Genomic DNA, 17,145 nt, shown 5'->3' with positions numbered 1-17,145 from the left:
GTCCGCCACGCGTGACGCGCTCGCGCAGTCGGGCAGGACCGCCGTGCTCGTCGCGGTCGACGGCCGCCTGGTCGGGGTTATCGCCCTGGCCGACGCCGTCCGCGAGACCGCGGCCGCAGCCGTGGCCGCGTTGCACGAGGCCGGCCTCGAGGTGGTCATGCTGACCGGGGACAACGACGCGACCGCCCGCCGCATCGCCGGGCAGCTCGGCATCGACACCGTCGTGGCGGACGTGCTGCCCGGAGACAAGTCCGACCAGGTCGCCCGGCTGCAGGCTGCTGGACGGAATGTCGCGATGGTGGGCGACGGCGTCAACGACGCCCCCGCCCTGGCCAGGGCCGACCTCGGGATCGCCATCGGCGCCGGCACGGACGTCGCCATCGAGACCGCGGACGTCGTCCTGATGCGATCCGACCCGCTCGACGTGGCGATCGCGCTGCGGATCGGCAGGGGCACGTTGCGCAAGATGCGGCAGAACCTGGGCTGGGCGATCGGCTACAACGCCCTCGCGCTCCCGATCGCCGCAGGCGTGCTCTACCCGTCGCTCGGTCTGTCGCTGAGCCCGGAGATCGCCGCCCTGACGATGTCCGGGTCGTCGGTGATCGTGGCCGTCAACGCCCTGCTGCTCAAGCGGCTGGCCCTCCCCGCGGTCCAGCCCACCCGCGAGCGCACGCCCACGCCCGTGCAGGAAGTCAGCGGAGACGGACGGCGGTGACCGCGGCACCGCTCCCGGACCCGGACCCGGACCTTCATCAAACCTTGATGCGACGACGACCTGCCCTGCGGGCGTCGCGACGCAAGGTGAGCACGGCCCATGCACCTCACGACTGCTCAAGGAGAACCAGACTCATGAACCCGATGCGGCGCCGCCTGACCGCCTCAGCCGCCGCGATCGCCCTCGCGATCACCCTGGCCGCGTGCTCGAGCAGCAGCGACGCGGGGCAGGCGCCGACCTCCGAGCAAGGCGTCGAGAGCTCTGCGGCCGCCCACAACGACGCCGACACCCAGTTCGCGCAGCTGATGATCATCCATCACCAGGGCGCCGTCGAGATGGCCGACGTCGCGATCGCGCGCGCCGCCAGCCCCGAGGTCAAGGCCCTCGCACAGCGCATCCAGGCCGCGCAGGGCCCAGAGATCGACCTCATGACCGGATGGCTGAACGACTGGGACGAGGAGACGTCGCACGACATGGGCATGCACGACATGGACATGGGTGGGATGGACATGGGCGGGATGAGCCAGTCCGAGGTGATGGACGAGCTCGACGGCCTCGACGGCACCGAGTTCGACCGGACCTTCCTCGAGCGCATGGTGGCGCACCACCGCGGCGCCATCGAGATGTCCGAGCAGGAGAAGGCCGAGGGGCTGAACCCCGACGCGATGGCCCTGGCGGGCACGATCATCGACGCCCAGACGTCGGAGATCACGGAGATGCAGAACCTGCTCGCGGGCCTGTGAGGTCGAGCGCACGTCCGGCCGCAGACCGCATCGATGCCCGACCGTCGCGGGAGCAGGGATATCCTCGGCAGTCGTCTTCAGCGCGCTCCGAGCCCTGCCACCGCCCGGAGACTCACCTCGCAGCAGTCCGGGAGGACGCCCATGCCCGCCCGCCCCGCCGCGCGCCCCCCGCTGACCGCGCTCGACAGCCGTGACCCTGCTCGCCCGCCCGCGGTACCCGGCCTGACGGTGTGCTCGCTCTGCGTCGGCGAGACGCTCGGTGGCGCCGACCGGCGACAGGGTGGCCAGCTCGCGCGCCTGCGAGAGCTCGAGGCCAACGGCACGGCGCGCCTGACCCTGGCCGAGTGCCTCGACGAGTGCGAGCGGGGCGACGTCGTCGTCGCCCGGCCGGCCCGGTCCGCACGGCGCCGATCGGCTCGGCCGGTGTGGCTCGAGCGTGTCGCCGGCGACGAGCTCACGGAGTCCCTGACCACCTGGCTCGCACGCGGCGGCCCGGGACACGAGCCTCTGCCAGGGCCCCTCCAGGCCCACGTCATCGACAGGGATGGGTAGGCGGGTCACTCCTGCACGTCGGCCGCGCTCAGGCTCTCCGAGGCGGCTGGCTCCTCACCGTCCCGGACAGGTCTGCTCGTACGGGAGGTTCGGGAGAACGGTGCGCCACTCCGCCCGAGTCAGCGGGCGTGCGGCGAGCGCACAGGCTTGCTCGAGGAGCGCATCAGCGGAGATCGCCCAGACCTGCACGCCCTCGTCCTCGGTGAGGGTGACCACCGACCGACCCTCGTCACGTGTCGCAGCGGCCACGTCCGACCGGGACGGCAGCGCGCTCAGGGTCAGAGTCATGTCGGTCGCGCCGCGGGGGTCGACGTCCCCGACCGAGGCGGTCCCCGCGCCCCCGGCAACGACGGCGCGCGAGTCGGGTGTGAACGTCAGCGAGTCGACCCCGCCCCCCAGCACCGCGAGCCACGTCCGCTGCACGTCCCACGTCGCGGTGTCCCACACGACGACACGCCCGCTCTCGGAGCCACCGGCGAGCCACTTCCCGTCGGGCGAGAAGGCGAGGGGTGTGGTCGCGAGGTTGTCCCCGCCCGGGGGGACGAGCTCCGTGACGCGCTCGCCGGTCGCCGTGTCGACGACCTCGACTCCCCCACCGATCACCCCGACGGCGACGATGCTGGCGGTCGCATCGGTGGCCACGGACACGATCCTCTCCCGAGCCATGTACCCCGTGCGCTCGGCGGATGTGCGGCCGCTCTGCACGTCCCAGACGACGACGAACTCTGCGTCTGCGGTGACGAGCGTCCGGCCGTCGCCGGAGAAGGCCGGGGCGGGGCTGAGGAAGTCGGCGATGAGCCGGATCCTGTACGGGAGCACGCTCCGGCTCGCGACGTCGACGACCTGGATCTCGGCGCGGAGGTTCCTCGGCCATTGCACCGTCAGCACGGCGGCGTGGCGGCCCGCCGGGTCGACGACGACGCGGGCGGGCGAACCGTTCACCCTGACCGGCACCACGGTGGTGGTCGCCGTACCCACGTCGAGGAGCTCGAGTGCGCCCTCGTCCCGATAGCTCACGGCCAGGGACCCGTCGGTGGACAGGACCCGGTTGGCGGCACGGAAGGGGCCGAAGCGCTGCGCCGGCGCCGGTGTGCCCATCCCCATGACGACGCCGCGCGTCCTGGTCAGATCCCAGACCACGACCGCTCCGTCGAACCCGCTGGCGTACAGGCTCGCTCCGTCGGCGGAGTGGACGACCTGGCTCACGGTGCCCGAGTGCCCCCGGAAGATCGAGCGCGGCTCGAGAGTCGTCGAGTCCCACAGCACGACCGTGCCCTCGGTGGTGGCACCGGCGAACGAGGACCCGTCGGGCGCCCAGTCGAGGTCCACGAACCCGACGCCGGGATCGGACGGCACGGTGCGGCGAGCACCTGTCACGAGGTCCAGGTGCTCCACCGATCCGGTCTCGTGCGCGAGGACCAGAGCTGTCCCTGCGGGGCTGATCGAGGCGACCGCGCCACCGTCCACCTCGGACGACCAGACGACCCGACCACTGGCGGCCTCCCAGGCAGTCACCACACCCGGTGCGTCCGCGTCGGCGGCGACCATGAACCGGCGTCCGGCGGGCGCGTCCAGAGCGGTCTGGTCGGAGACCGTGACCTCCGGGCCACCGACCTGCACCATGTGGCCGGTCGGGACGTCCACCGCGCGGATCAGCCCGTCGATCCCGACCGTGACCACGGTCCGTCCGTCGCCGGTGAAGCGCGCAGCAGCGATCCCCGGACCGCCCCACGTCTGCACCGTCGGCGGCGTCTGATCCAGGTCGACGACCATGAGCTGCTGCTGGAAGTCGTACGTCTCCGCATCCACCGGAATGCCGACGACGGCGAGGTACCGCCCGTCCGGGCTCAGGTCCAGCGAGGTCACCCCGAGCTCCGTGAGGCCCGACATGGTCGAGCGTCGGGCTCCGGTCGTGACGTCCCACACGTCCACCGTCCCGGCGCTGCCGAGGCCGGCCAGGGTCTGCCCGTCCGCGCTGACGGCCAGCCCCAGCAGCCGCCCGTCGGTCGTGTACATCGCCGTCGCCTCCGGGCTGCGGTGCACGGTGCGCAGCAGCGCCGCCCGCGACTGCGCCGAAGGGTCGACCCGGTAGGCCTGCGCCGCGTAGAGCAGCGCTAGGTCCCAGCGGTCCTCACCGAGCGCGGCCGCGCGCAGGGCACGGACGTCTGCCTCGACGGCGAGGCGGGCCGACTCGTTGCGCCGGTCGACGGCGACCCACCCCGCGCCGAGGGCGAGCAGCAGCACGACCGCCAGCCCTGCGGCCAGGCCCTGGAGTCGTCGGTGCGACCGTCTGCGTGCGGCTGCGTCGGTGTCGGCGGCGTCGCGGCTGGCCAGGAGGAAGTCCCGCTCCAGATCGGTCAGGTCGTCGCCGTGGTCGGCGACGAAGTCGAGGGCGGCCGTCAGCCGTTGACCCCGGTACAGCTCGCCCGGATCGCGCGCGGAGCTGAGCCAGGCTGCCGCCGCGGGGACGAGGTGCCTGCGCATCCGGCGGCCCGCCTCGTCGTCGTCGAGCCAACCCCGCAACCGCGGCCACTCCCGCAGCAGCGCCTCGTGAGCGACCTCGGCGTGCGTGGCCGACACCGTCAGCAGCCGCCGGGCCGCCAGGACCTCCAGGGCGGCCCGCGCATCCGGGTCGTCGTCGACAGCGAGCTCCGACAGGGCAACCCGCCGTCGGACGGGCTCGCCGGAGTCGTCGACGTCCGCCAACCGCAGGAGGATGCGCCGGGCATGGTCCTGCTGCTTCGGAGTCATCGGCGCGATCGCGCCCTCCGCGAGCCTCGCGACCGCGGTCCGCACGCCCCCGGTCTCGCGGTAGTCCGCGAGCGACAGGCGCCGTCCGTCGCCGTGCTCCCACAGCGAGAGCAGCGCGGTGGACATGAGCGGGAGACCGCCCGGTTCGCCGACGACGTCGTCGGCGATGGTCGCGGCGAGCCCCGGCTCGAGCGCCAGGTCCGCGGCCGCCGCGGGGACCTCGACCGCCTCCCGGAGCTCGTCGACGGACATGGCGCCGACGAGCACGGCGTTCGCCGCGAGGAGGTCCGCGAGCCTGCGGTGGACGACCACCCGAGCGAAGTAGTCGGACCTGATCGCGACGACGACCGTGACGTCGTCCCGCTCGGCCGCGGCGGTGATCCACTCGGCGTACCCGGCCTGATCCGCTCTCGGCAGCGCTGTGAACATCTCCTCGAGCTGGTCGACGACGAGCAACGTCCGTGGCTCGGCGCCAGGCTCGGCTGCGGGCGGCAGATCCGGCGCGTTGCGTGCCGGCGTCGTCACCACGACGCGCCACCGGTCGCTCCCCGGGAGCAGTCCCCCGCTGATCGCCGCGACGAGCCCGGCCCGGACGACCGACGACTTCCCGCTGCCCGACGCACCCACCACCGCGAGCAGCGGCGCGTCGACGAGCCCCGCCACGAGCCGGGCGATCAGCCGCTCCCGTCCCGCGAAGTACGGCGCGTCGTCGACGTCGTAGTACGCGAGGCCCTTGAACGGGCACACGCGGCGCCGGGTCTCCGGGCTCGTGTGCGCCTGTCGGAGCGCGCGCACCCGCGAGAGCTCGGTGACGCCGTCGGCGACCTCGGCACGGGACTGCGCGACCTGCCGTCGTGGATCGGCGATGGCCTGCGCGCTCGTCCCGATGCGTTCGGCCAGGAGCCTCTCCGCGTACCTGCCCGCGGCGGCGTGCACCTGCAACGGGACCCCGCCGGACGCGACGATGTCCGCCGCCTCGGGTGCGTCGTCGAGTTCAGGCCGGGGCACGTAGAGCGCGACCAGCTCCGCGACCTCCGACGCGCTCAACCGACCCAGCGAGAGCCGGTCGGGGAAGAGGCGTCCGAGGGCGTCGGCCTGCGCGGAGGTGAGGTCGTCCCAGACGCAGGCCCCCGCGACCAGGGCCGGGTGCGGCCCGGCGCCGAGCACCTCCGAGAGCTCGATGAGCTCCGCGACGGACGACCGCTCCAGGCTGTCGAGCACGAGGAGGACCGGCGCACCCGCGGGGTCTGCCCGGGACGGTTCGTCGACGACGGTCACGCCCGCCGCCCGAGCACGCCGGGCGACCTCCGCCAGGAGTCGCGTCTTGCCCATCCCGTGGGGACCGGTGAGGAGGATCCGCGTGGAGGAACCGGCCTTGGCCCGGCCGTAGGCCTCGTCGAACAGCTCCAGCTCGCGGGCGCGACCGACGAATCCGCGCCCGAGCGGTTCGGCACGTCGTGACCTGGTCGTTCCTGGACCGAGCAACCGGGGGTCGTGCGCGAGCACCAGCGCGTGAAGGTCCTGCAGCTCGTCTCCGGGCTCGACGCCGAGCTCGTCGACCAAGGTGGATCGCGCGCGCTGATAGGACCGGAGCGCATCGGCTTGCCGGCCGGAGCGGTACAGCGCCGTCATCAGCTGAGCCCACAGCCGCTCGCGGAGCGGGTGCGCGCTCACCTGGGCTTCGAGCTCGGCGACCAGGTCCGGGGCCTCGCCGACGTCGAGCTCGGCGGACACCCGGTCCTCGAGCGCCGCCAGCCGCAGCTCCTCGAGCGCCCTGCGCTCCGCGACCGCGAACGGTGCGTCGAACTCGGCGTACGCGTCGCCACGCCACCACCCCAGCGCCTCGCGCAGACTCTCGGCAGCGAGCTCCGGTCGCCCGGCGGCGAGCTCCCGGTGACCTCTGCCGACCAGGGACCGGAAGAGCTCGGCGTCGACCTGGTCCGGCTCGATCGCGATGAGGTAGCCGGGTCGACGCGTGACCACGGTGGCAGCGACGCCATCGGGCAGGCTGCGGCGCAGCCGGGAGACGTAGGACATGACCGTGTTGTCCGCCCCGCCCGGAGGTCGCTCCCCCCAGAGCCCCGCGGCGATCGCGGCGACCGAGAAGACGCGGCCGGGAGCGGTGAGCAGGAGGGCCAGCAGCGCCTGTTCCTGCCGACCGCCGACCTCCAGGCGGCTGGCTCCCACCCAGACCTCGAGCGGGCCGAGCACGCGGAACGTCGTCGAGGCGCCGACCGCCGACGCCTGCGGCCACATCGCGTTACCGCTGGTACTCATCTCGTGTCCAGAGTCCCGCCGGGTGGCGAGCAACGGCAAGGGCGACGGACGCGGCTGTCTTCTGACGGTCCGTCGACGGACCGTCGACGGACCGTCAGGGATGTGTCGGCGCCCCGCGCCAGCGTCGGAGGTGCACTCCCCCAACCGATGTCAGGAGGACCTCATGTCGCGCATGATCCGTATCGACGCCGCTCGACGCACGCAGCGCCCCCAGGGACGGTCGAGGAGGTACCGACGAGCGGCGCTCGCCGTGGGCACGCCGTTGCTGCTGACGACTGTCGGTTGCACCGCTCAACCACCGGACCAGCCCGGGGCCGAGTCGGCTCCGGTGACGGCGGACGCCGTGCCCCTGCTCGAGGACCTGCCGGAGTTCGGGGCGGTCCCCCCGGGCACGTACGTCATCAGCCCTATCGACGCACCGGCCTCCGCCCCTCAGGCACCCGTGATGTCGATCCCGGCGGGCTACTCGAACATCGAAGGCGCCGGCGTCAGCCCGGGCTACCTCGTCGACGGCGCGGCCGGCGCGGTCTGGCTCTGGGACATCCAGAGCGTCTACACCCACCCGTGCGACGTGGGGGGATACCCCGAGCCCGTCGGCCCGTCGGTAGCGGACCTCGCCGGAGCACTGGCCACGCAGCCGATGCGCGACGGCACCGATCCGGCCCCCGTCACGATCGGCGGGTACGACGGGCTGTACGTGGAGCTCTCCACACCCGCCGACCTCGACTTCACGACCTGCCGCCAGGGCTCCTTCCACAGCTGGCCCGGCCGCTTCCAGCGCGACGCCGGTCAGGTGGACCTGCTGTGGATCGTCGACGTCGACGGTCAGCGCATCACCTTCGACGTGTCCTACCCACCGAGCGCGACCCCCGAGCAGGTGGCCGAGCTCAAGGAGATCGTCACCACGGCGACGTTCGTCCGACGCGAAGGCGCATGAGAAGCCGCCGGTGCAGCGTCCTTGTCACCTCGCGTGCGATGCCGTGCGGGGTACCCACCCGCGGTCGTTGCGCGCCGCCACGACGAAGGCCCCGCGCCAGCGTTGCCGCTGGTCACGGGGCCTTCGTGTCGGAGCCGCCTAAGAGAATCGAACTCTTGACCTTCTCATTACGAGTGAGACGCTCTGCCGACTGAGCTAAGGCGGCGTCGTCGCGGACCGTGGTCCCCGGCGAGCCCGCTCACTGTACCCGGCGGACCCCCACCGCTCCAAAGTGAGCGGGACGGGTCAGCAGCGGGTGCCCTCCGCCGGGACGGTACCGGCGAGCAGGTAGGCGTCGACGGCGTCGGCGATGCACTCGTTGGAGGAGCCGTAGGCGGTGTGGCCCTCGCCCTCGAAGGTGAGCAGGACACCGGAGGAGAGCAACTGCGCCAGCTGCTCCGCCCACGGGTAGGGCGTCGCGGGGTCGTTGGTGGTGCCGACGACGAGGATCGGTGCGGCACCCTCGGCGGTGTAGGAGTCGAGGCCCTCGGCCGGGGGCACGGGCCACTGGGCGCACAGGGTGGCGCCATACGCGAAGAACGAGCCGACCGTCGGCGCCGCCGCCTCGATCTGGGCGGCCTCGGCGCGCATGGTGGGGATGTCGGCGGGCTCGCGGCTGTCGAGGCAGTTGATGGCGCCGAACGCGACGATCGAGTTGGCGCTGTAGGTGCCGTCGGGCTCGCGGTCCGAGTACTGGTCGGCCAGCTGGAGCAGCAGCGACCCGTCGCCCTGCTTGATCGCGGCCGTCAGCGCCTGCGACAGGTAGGGCCAGAACGACTGCGAGTACAGCGGCAGCGCGATCCCGTAGAACGCGAGGCTGCTGGTCAGGTCGCGGTCGGTACCGGTGGACAGGGGGTTGTCCCGAGCACGGTCGAGGAAGCTGCGGACCTGGGCGAGGCCGGAGTCGACGGAGCCGGTGAGCGGGCAGCCGGACCCTCCCTGGCAGTCGGCGATGAAGGCGCGCAACGCGTTCTCGAAGCCCACCGCCTGCCCCTCGGACGCCTCGGCGGACGTCAGCGTGGGCGGCAGAGCGCCGTCGAGCACGAGCCGGCCGACCCGCTCGGGGAACAATGTCGCGTAGGTGGCGCCCAGGGCGGTGCCGTAGGAGAAGCCGAGGTAGGACAGGGTCGGGTCGCCGAGCGCCGCACGCAGGACGTCGAGGTCACGCGCGGTGCTGACCGTGTCCAGGTACCCGAGGGCGTCGCCGGTGTTCTCCAGGCACGCGGCACCGAGCTCGCCGTACGTGTCCATGACCGACTGGATCCCCGCGTCGGTCGAGTAGTCCGGGTCGGTGGCGATCAGCGTGTCCAGCCCCGGACCGTCGACGCACTGGACGGGCGTCGACCGCTGGACACCCCGGGGGTCGAAGGCGACGAGGTCGTACTGGAGTCGGACGTCTTCGCTCACCATGGTCGCGGCCTGCGCCAGGAAGTCGACCGCGGACGCCCCGGGCCCGCCGGGGTTGAGCAGCAGTGACCCGAGCGGCTCGCCGCCGCTGGCGCGCAGTCGTGCGACGGCCAGAGTGATCGACGGGCCTGCCGGGTCCGCGTAGTCCATGGGAACCTGCGCCGTCGCGCACTCCCCCTCCTCGCACGTCGTCCACTCGAGCTGCTGCCCGTAGAACCGGGCGAGGTCGCCGGTCGGCTCGGCGGACGGTGTACCCACGCCGGCCGCGGGGGCGGACGCCTGGTTCTTGGGCGCCACGCACCCGGCGAGCAGGAGGACGACGACGAGGAGCGTGGCGGCGAGGCGGTTCCGGGGGTCACGCCTGGCGCCGACGGGCATGGCGAGGCGGACGGAGAGCGGCATGCGAACACGGTAGCTGCCGATCCTGAGCCCCCGGCCCTCGTTGGTCCCAGCGGACACAGCCGTCACCCGATCTGCACAACCGGCGCCCGTCACCCCTGCGGGCGCAGCGCCACGGCCATGGCCTCGACCGCCAGCAGCGGCGCCACGTTCCCGGCGAGACGGGTGCGCGCCTGGCCCACGGCGTCCATCCGGCGCAGCGTCTGCTCGGGTGTGCTGGCCTCCGCCAGCGCGCGGACGGACTCCTCGTGCTCGACGTTCACCAGCTCGACGCCGGCGCCCAGCTGCACCACGAGCACGTCCCGGTAGAGCGAGAGCAGGTCGACCATCGCGCGGTCCAGGACGTCGCGCTGCGCCCGGGTGGCCCGCCGCTTCTGGTCCTCCTCCAGCTGCCGCACCTGCGTGCGCAAGGAGGGCGGCAGGGTGGCTGCGCCCTCGGCGCCCATGGATCGGAGCAGCTCCGCCTTCTCCTCGGCGTCTCGCTGCTCGGTGGCGGCCTTGGCGTCGGCCTGCGCGGTCTCGACGAGCTCACCGGCCGCCATGACCGCGTCGCCGACCCCGCGGATCTTCGCCGCGATGCCCAGCACCGCGGACCGGCGCGCGCGGGCCTCGGGGTCCCGGGCCAGCCGACGGGCGATCCCCACGTGGCTCTGCGCCGCGCGGGCGGCCACCGCGGCGACGGCTGGGTCGATCCCGTCGCGGGAGACCAGCAGGGCCGCGACGGCATCGACCGGCGGCACCCGCAGCGCCACGGACCGGCTCCGGGACCGGATGGTGACCAGCACGTCCTGCGGGCTCGGCGCGCACAGCACCCAGACGGTGCGGCCGGCGGGCTCCTCGATGGCCTTGAGGAGGGAGTTGCCGCTGGTGTCGTTGAGCCGGTCCGCGTCCTCGATGATGATGACCCGGTGCCGCCCCTGCGACGGCGACCGCTGGGCGAGCTCCACCAGCGGACGGGCCGTCTCCGCGCGGATGAACACACCCTCGGTGGCGACGACCGTGACGTCCGGGTGCAGCCCGCGCAGGGTGGTGGTGCAGTCGTGGCAGACGCCGCAGCCGCCGGTCGCGCACTGCAATGCCGCCGCGAACGCGCGCGCCGCGTTGGACCGTCCCGAGCCGGGGGGCCCGGTCAGCAGCCACGCGTGCGTCATGGCCGCCGGGTCCTCGACGGCGTGCCGCAGCACCTCCACCGCGGGCTCCTGGCCGACGACGTCGTCCCAGACGCTGGTCACGGCACGACCCCGAGCAGCGGCGCCACGCGCTCGCGGATCGCGTCGGCCAGCTCGTCGACCGGCCTCGTCGCGTCCAGCACGAGCCAACGGCCGGGTTCTGCCGTGGCCCGGCCGAGGAACGCCTCCCGCGTGCGGCGGTGGAACTCGTCGCCGGCGCGCTCGAGGCGGTCCGGGTCCCCCGTCAGCCGCGCCTTGCCGGCCACCGGGTCGAGGTCCAGCAGCACGGTGAGCGCCGGGAGCAACCCGTCGACGGCCCACAGGGAGAGTCGCTCGACCTCGTCGGCCCCCAGGTCCCGGCCGCTGCCCTGGTAGGCCACCGACGAGTCGAGGTACCGGTCGGTGACGACGACCGCGCCGCGGGCCAGGGCCGGACGGACCAGCGAGGCCACGTGGTGCGCGCGGTCGGTGGCGTACAGGAGCGCCTCGGTGCGGGCGTCGACGTGGTCGCCGTGCAGGACCGCGTCCCGCAGCAGGACGCCCAGCTCGGTGCCGCCGGGCTCCCGCGTGAGCACGACCTCGTGGCCCAGGCCGGTCAGCCACTCGCCCAGGAGGCGCGCCTGCGTCGACTTCCCCGCGCCGTCACCGCCCTCGAAGGAGAGGAAGAGGCCGGCGGGAGGTGTCACTGCGCCAGGGTAGCCGCCGGGGCAGACATCACTCGCCCGGGTAGGTGACGCCGATCAGCGAGCGAACCGTGTCCATGGTCCGCAGCACCTCGAGGGTGTTGTCCCACGTCATCCGCGGGCTCTGCGTGGCACCCTCGGCCACCCGACGGGCCACCTCCGCAGCCTCGTACTGCAGGCCCTTGGTGCCCGGCTGGTCGAAGTCCCAGACCCGGCCGTCGAGGCGCCGCACGTGGAACGAGGTCGGCGCGTAGAAGCTGCCCTTGACGACGATGTTGCCCTCGGTCCCCGAGATGAGCGCCATCGTCGGCGTCTTGGCCCACATCGTCGTCGACAGGGTGGCCTGCGCCCGGTCGCCGTAGGACAGGACCATCGAGATCTGGCCGTCGACGCCCGTCGTGGTCAGCTGGCCGACCGCCTGCACGGCGTCGGGCACCCCGAGGAAGTCGTGCGCGAACGAGACCGGGTAGACGCCCAGGTCCAGCAGGGCACCGCCGGCCAGCGCGGGGTCGAACAGCCGACTCTTCGGGTCGAACGTGAACGCCTGGCCGTGGTCGGCCGTCAGGTTGATGACCTCGCCGATCTCCCCGGCGTCGATCACCTGGTGCAGCGCGTAGACGTGGGGCAGGAACCGCGTCCACATCGCCTCCATGACGAACACCCCGGCGGCGCGCGCGGCGGCGAAGACCTCCTCGGCCTCCCCGGCGTTGCGCGTGAACGCCTTCTCGACGAGCACGTGCTTGCCGGCCTTGATGGCCAGGAGCGCCTGCTCCTTGTGCTCGGAGTGCGGGGTCGCGATGTAGACGGCGTCCACCTGCGTGTCCTCGACCAGCTCGCGGTAGCCCACGTGCGTCGTCGGGATGTGGTGCGCGGTGGCGAACCGCTCCGCGCGGTCCTTGTTGCGCGAGCCGACCGCGACCAGCTGCGCGCGGGTGTGCGCGTTCACGGCCGCCGCGAACGTCGCGGCGATGTTGCCGGCGCCGAGGATCCCCCAGCGGATCGGCGGAGCGGTACGAGGGTCCTGTGCGCGGTCAGCCATGGGCCACAACCTAGCGCGGTGTTCGGTGCCCGCCCTGCCGAGCTTCCGGGCGGCGCAGTCCACCTGGTTCGAGTCGGCGTGCGCGTGCCCGTCTCGCGTTGCGGGCGTCGCCCTCGGCGTAGTTGGCTGGGGGCGTGTCAGACGTCCCTGCTCGTCTCGTCGCGTGGGGGCAGCAGCTCGTCGAGGTGCACGACCGGCTGCGGGACGAGCTCGACCGGCTCCTCGACGGGCTCGACGAGACCTCCGAGCTGACGCGAGAGCTGGGCGCCCACTGCATGGCGTTCTGCAGCGCGGTCGGCCGACACCACACCGGCGAGGACCGCACCGCGTTCCCGGCGCTGGCCGCGCAGTACCCCGAGCTACGGGACACGCTCGAGGGTCTCGAGAGGGACCACCTCATGGTCGCGGGGATCCTGCAGCGGATCGACGACGCGCTGCGGACGGCGGACGGCGACCCGGCACGGGCGCGCGGCGAGATCGACGGGCTCGCCGCCATCCTCGAGTCGCACTTCCGCTGGGAGGAGCGTGCGATCGTCGCGGCGCTGGACGGCCTCGCCGACCCGACGCTCAGCGCCGCGCAGCTGTTCGGCCGCGACGTCTAGCCACGAGCCCGTCGCGCACAGCAACGGGTGTGCGGCTACTTCTTCGCGGCGGCCTTGCTCTTGGCCGGTGCGCGCTTGGCGGGTGCCTTCTTCTTCGCGGGGGCTGACGCGCGCTTCTCCACGAGCAGCTCGATGGCCTGCTCGCGCGTGATCGACTCGGGCGTGAGGTCCCGCGGGAGGGTCCGGTTGGTGACCCCGTCGGTGACGTAGGCGCCGAAGCGCCCCTCCTTGACGGTGATCGGCTTCTCGGACGTCGGATCGTCGCCCAGCTCACGCAGGGGCGGCGCCGACGTGGCGCCGCGGCCGCGCTTGGGCTGCGCGTAGATGGCCAGCGCCTCGTCGAGCGTCGTCGAGAAGAGGGCCTCCTCCGACGCCAGCGTGCGCGAGTCCGTGCCCTTCTTCAGGTACGGGCCGTAGCGGCCGTTCTGCGCGGTGATCTCGGTGCCGGACTCGGGGTCGACGCCGACCACGCGGGGCAGCGACAGGAGCATGAGGGCGTCGTCGAGGGTCACCGACTGCAGCGACATCGACTTGAACAGCGACGCCGTGCGCGGCTTCGGCGCAGCCGCGAGGGCGCGCTTCTGCGCGGCGGCCGACAGGGACGTGTCGATCTCCGGGTCGGGCAGGATCTCGGTCACGTAGGGGCCGTAGCGGCCGTTGCGGGCGACGATCGGGGTGCCGGCGACGGGGTCGGTGCCGAGCACCTGGTCGCCCTCGGGCTGCGTCTCCAGGAGCTCGCGGGCTTTGGCCACGGTGAGCTCGTCGGGTGCCAGCTCCTCGGGGACCGACGCGCGCCGGGTGGTGCCGTCCTCAGCCGGTTCCGCAAGAGAGTCCTCGAGGTACGGCCCGTACCGGCCGACGCGCAGGACGATGCCCTCGCCGATCGGGATCGAGTTGACCTCGCGGGCGTCGATGTCACCGAGGTTGGCGACGAGGTCCCGCAGGCCCTCGCCCTCCTCGTTGCCCGACCCGTCGCCGAAGTAGAACCGGGACAGCCATGCCACCCGGTCCTTGTCCCCCGCCGCGATGGCGTCGAGGTCCTCCTCCATCTCGGCGGTGAAGTCGTAGTCGACCAGCCAGTCGAAGTTCTCCTCCAGAAGTCGCGTCACGGCGAACGCCAGCCACGAGGGCACGAGGGCCTGACCGCGGCCGGTCACGTAGCCGCGGTCCTGGATGACGGAGATCGTCGCCGCGTAGGTGGAGGGCCGGCCGATCCCACGCTCCTCGAGCGCCTTGACCAGCGAGGCCTCCGTGAAGCGCGGCGGCGGGGACGTGCGGTGGCCGTCGGCGGTGAGGTCCGACGCGGACAGCGGGTCGCCCTCCGCCATCTTCGGCAGGCGGGCGTCGTCCTTCTCCGCCGGCGCCTCGGCGTCCTCGGAGTACCGCGAGACGTCGCGACCCTCCTCGTACGCCGCGAGGAACCCGCGGAACGTGATGACGGTGCCCGACGCGGAGAACAGCACGTCGGTGCCGTCCGCCGCCGTGGCGCCGAGGCGAACCGAGGCGGTCTGACCGCGGGCGTCGGCCATCTGCGAGGCGACGGTGCGCTTCCAGATCAGCTCGTACAGGCGGAACTGGTCGCCGGACAGCTCCTTGGCCACCTGCGCCGGGGTCCGGAAGTGGTCACCGGCGGGGCGGATGGCCTCGTGGGCCTCCTGCGCGCCCTTCGCCTTGCCCGTGTAGACGCGGGGCGCGTCGGGCACGTACTCGGCGCCGTAGAGCTCCGAGGCCTGCCGGCGCGCGGCGTCGATCGCCTGCGTGCTCAGCGACGAGGAGTCCGTACGCATGTAGGTGATGTAGCCGTTCTCGTACAGCCCCTGCGCGGTGCGCATGGTCGCCCGGGACGCCATCCGCAGCTTGCGCGACGCCTCTTGCTGGAGGGTCGAGGTGGTGAACGGCGCGGCCGGTCGGCGCGTGTACGGCTTGGTCTCCAGCGAGGCGACGGAGAACGACGCGTCCACCAGCCCGGCGACCAGCGAGGTCGCTCGCGCCTCGTCGAGGTGCGCGACGTCGGCCGCCCGCAGCTGGCCGGTGTCGAGGAAGTCGCGGCCCGAGGCCACCCGCTGCCCGTCGACCGAGGAGAGGCGCGCGTTGAACGAGGGCTCGGCGCTGTCCTGGACGGCGAACGTGCCCGTCACGTCCCAGTAGTCGGCGGCGACGAACGCCATGCGCTCGCGCTCGCGCTCGACCACCAGCCGCGTCGCCACGGACTGCACGCGCCCGGCCGAGAGGCCCTGGCGGACCTTGCGCCACAGCACGGGGCTGACCTCGTACCCGTACAGGCGGTCGAGGATGCGCCGCGTCTCCTGCGCGTCGACCAGCCGGTCGTCCAGCTCGCGGGTGTTGGCCAGCGCGCGCTGGATGGCCTCGCGGGTGATCTCGTGGAACACCATCCGCTTGACCGGGACCTTGGGCTTGAGCTCCTGGAGCAGGTGCCAGGCGATGGCCTCGCCCTCGCGGTCCTCATCGGTGGCCAGGAAGAGCTCGTCGGAGTCCTTCAGCAGCTTCTTGAGCTCGCTGACCTTCTTCCGCTTGTCCGCATCGACCACGTAGTACGGCGCGAAACCGTTGTCGACATCGACCGCGAACTTGCCGAACGGGCCCTTCTTCATGTCCGCGGGCAGCTCCGACGGCTGCGGGAGGTCGCGGATGTGCCCGACGCTCGCCTCGACGTCGTACTCCTCGCCGAGGTACCCGGCGATCGTGCGCGCCTTGGCAGGCGACTCCACGATCACGAGCTTGCGCCCTGCAGACATCGGTCAGGCCCTTCTCAGACTTCCGCGGGCCGGACGACCCGCTTCCTCGTGCACCGCTGGGGACTCTACGGCGTGCCGTCAACCCCGCGGCAATCGCGATGCCGCGGCCTGCCGCAGCACCAGCATGACCGCGAACGCCAGGCACGACGCCATCAGAGCGCCTGCGGCACCGCCCAGATACGCGGTCACCTGCTCGGCGCGGGCCTCGAGATCGTCCCGGTTGTCCCACGTGTGCGACAGGGCGACGACGGCGGACGCCCCCGCCGCGACACCCACGACGACGAGCCCCGCGAGCACCGCGCGCATCGTGGCCGGGGTCGGCGGCGGGTCCGATGCGAGGCGGAGCGCGCCGGTGGCCGTCGACGGTCGCGCGGGCGTCAGCGCGACGAGCGCGCAGGCGATCGCGGTCCACGCCAGCACCACGAGCACGGCCGCGACCACGTCCGACGGCCGGTGCCACTGACCGATGAGCGTCGAGACTCCGGTCGCGGTCGTGTAGCCCACGCCGAGCACGGCCGCCCACGGCCGGACGCGCGGCGGCACCACCAGCAGCAGCGCCGCCGAGATCGAGGCGGCCGCGGTGGTGTGCCCGCTGGGGAGGGTGTTGCCGTAGCTGGCCTCCACGCCGAGCTCGGGGCGGAAGAAGACCCAGTTCTTCAGCACGCGGGTGGTGAGGTTGGCGCCGATCATCAGGACGGCCACCTGGATGGCCAGGGACCAGCGGCGGCGCAGCGCGGCGATGAGCATCGCGCCGAGGAGCACGGCCGCGATGGCGCTGACCGACACCACGTCGAGCACCCGCTCGGCCACCCGCCACAGCTGCGTCTGGCCGTACAGAGCACCCTGGAGCGCGGCGTTCTCCACCTGCTGACCGGCCAGCGTCTCGACGAACACCCGCCAGAGCACGAACACCCCGGCGAACGAGAGCACCGCGACCAGGAGGCAGACCGCGACCACCGCGCCCCGGCGGTCCGCGACGGCCGGAACCGGTCGCGACGGCGCGGGGATGACGGGGGTGTCGCTCACCGCACAACGGTAGGTCACCGGCGGCGGTGCACCGGGCGTCGTCCCGCTGC

12 protein-coding genes and 1 tRNA gene are annotated in these 17,145 nt (G+C 73.1%); 5 read left to right on the top strand and 8 right to left on the bottom strand.

Going from position 1 to position 17,145, the window contains the following annotated elements; all coding sequences use genetic code 11:
• The 3 genes from HP550_RS08895 to HP550_RS08885 form a co-directional block, all read left to right on the top strand.
• Positions 1-715, top strand: a 715-nt coding sequence (locus tag HP550_RS08895; RefSeq protein ID WP_175347317.1) for an HAD-IC family P-type ATPase, incomplete at its 5' end; no start/stop codon positions are given.
• A gap of 134 nt (positions 716-849) precedes the next feature.
• On the top strand, positions 850-1,458 hold the full coding sequence (locus HP550_RS08890) for a DUF305 domain-containing protein (protein ID WP_210767816.1): 609 nt from the start codon (positions 850-852) through the stop codon (positions 1,456-1,458).
• Between the two features lie 141 nt (positions 1,459-1,599).
• Positions 1,600-2,010 carry a hypothetical protein gene (locus tag HP550_RS08885; RefSeq protein WP_246280683.1) on the top strand — a complete coding sequence of 137 codons (411 nt, stop codon included), beginning with the start codon at positions 1,600-1,602 and terminating at the stop codon, positions 2,008-2,010.
• A 54-nt stretch (positions 2,011-2,064) separates the two neighbouring features.
• Here the strand turns inward: HP550_RS08885 and HP550_RS08880 are convergent, their stop codons facing one another.
• Entirely contained in the window at positions 2,065-7,038 is a 4,974-nt protein-coding gene (locus HP550_RS08880) for an nSTAND1 domain-containing NTPase (RefSeq protein WP_175347316.1), read from the bottom strand.
• A 163-nt stretch (positions 7,039-7,201) separates the two neighbouring features.
• On the opposite strand from HP550_RS08880, the gene HP550_RS08875 reads away from it, so the two are divergent.
• Positions 7,202-7,975, top strand: coding sequence for a hypothetical protein (locus HP550_RS08875; protein ID WP_175347315.1), 774 nt, complete (start codon positions 7,202-7,204; stop codon positions 7,973-7,975).
• Between the two features lie 132 nt (positions 7,976-8,107).
• Here HP550_RS08875 and HP550_RS08870 read toward each other — a convergent pair.
• The 5 genes from HP550_RS08870 to HP550_RS08850 form a co-directional block, all read right to left on the bottom strand.
• Positions 8,108-8,180, bottom strand: a tRNA-Thr gene (locus tag HP550_RS08870).
• 80 nt (positions 8,181-8,260) lie between these two features.
• Complete coding sequence (locus tag HP550_RS08865; protein ID WP_246280682.1) at positions 8,261-9,823, bottom strand: alpha/beta hydrolase; 1,563 nt, start codon at positions 9,821-9,823, stop codon at positions 8,261-8,263.
• Between the two features lie 89 nt (positions 9,824-9,912).
• Complete coding sequence (locus tag HP550_RS08860) at positions 9,913-11,052, bottom strand: DNA polymerase III subunit delta' (RefSeq protein WP_175347314.1); 1,140 nt, start codon at positions 11,050-11,052, stop codon at positions 9,913-9,915.
• Entirely contained in the window at positions 11,049-11,675 is a 627-nt protein-coding gene (tmk, locus tag HP550_RS08855) for a dTMP kinase (RefSeq protein WP_175347313.1), read from the bottom strand. The genes HP550_RS08860 and tmk overlap by 4 nt, the downstream gene beginning before the upstream one ends.
• Before the next feature lie 28 nt (positions 11,676-11,703).
• Positions 11,704-12,711, bottom strand: a complete 1,008-nt coding sequence (locus tag HP550_RS08850) for a Gfo/Idh/MocA family protein (protein WP_175347312.1) — start codon at positions 12,709-12,711, stop codon at positions 11,704-11,706.
• A 134-nt stretch (positions 12,712-12,845) separates the two neighbouring features.
• On the opposite strand from HP550_RS08850, the gene HP550_RS08845 reads away from it, so the two are divergent.
• Positions 12,846-13,313, top strand: a complete 468-nt coding sequence (locus HP550_RS08845) for a hemerythrin domain-containing protein (RefSeq protein WP_175347311.1) — start codon at positions 12,846-12,848, stop codon at positions 13,311-13,313.
• A 35-nt stretch (positions 13,314-13,348) separates the two neighbouring features.
• Here HP550_RS08845 and topA read toward each other — a convergent pair whose 3' ends face one another.
• Positions 13,349-16,069, bottom strand: a complete 2,721-nt coding sequence (gene topA / locus HP550_RS08840) for a type I DNA topoisomerase (RefSeq protein WP_175347310.1) — start codon at positions 16,067-16,069, stop codon at positions 13,349-13,351.
• Positions 16,070-16,147: 78 nt separating this feature from the next.
• Positions 16,148-17,095: a phosphatase PAP2 family protein gene (locus tag HP550_RS08835; RefSeq protein WP_343048066.1), complete on the bottom strand. Its 948-nt coding sequence runs from the start codon at positions 17,093-17,095 to the stop codon at positions 16,148-16,150.
• Positions 17,096-17,145: the final 50 nt, after the last annotated feature.

This window comes from Cellulomonas humilata (assembly GCF_013359775.1).
Classification (GTDB): Bacteria; Actinomycetota; Actinomycetes; order Actinomycetales; family Cellulomonadaceae; genus Cellulomonas; species Cellulomonas humilata.
This window is presented reverse-complemented; position numbering and strand designations above follow the sequence as displayed.

Excerpts from the sequence above, each read along its gene's own strand:
- HP550_RS08880 (WP_175347316.1), bottom strand. The coding sequence starts at position 7,038 with ATGAGTACCAGCGGTAACGCGATGTGGCCGCAGGCGTCGGCGGTCGGC.
- topA (WP_175347310.1), bottom strand. The coding sequence starts at position 16,069 with ATGTCTGCAGGGCGCAAGCTCGTGATCGTGGAGTCGCCTGCCAAGGCG.
- HP550_RS08865 (WP_246280682.1), bottom strand. The coding sequence starts at position 9,823 with ATGCCGCTCTCCGTCCGCCTCGCCATGCCCGTCGGCGCCAGGCGTGAC.
- HP550_RS08875 (WP_175347315.1), top strand. The coding sequence starts at position 7,202 with ATGTCGCGCATGATCCGTATCGACGCCGCTCGACGCACGCAGCGCCCC.
- HP550_RS08890 (WP_210767816.1), top strand. The coding sequence starts at position 850 with ATGAACCCGATGCGGCGCCGCCTGACCGCCTCAGCCGCCGCGATCGCC.
- HP550_RS08850 (WP_175347312.1), bottom strand. The coding sequence starts at position 12,711 with ATGGCTGACCGCGCACAGGACCCTCGTACCGCTCCGCCGATCCGCTGG.
- HP550_RS08885 (WP_246280683.1), top strand. The coding sequence starts at position 1,600 with ATGCCCGCCCGCCCCGCCGCGCGCCCCCCGCTGACCGCGCTCGACAGC.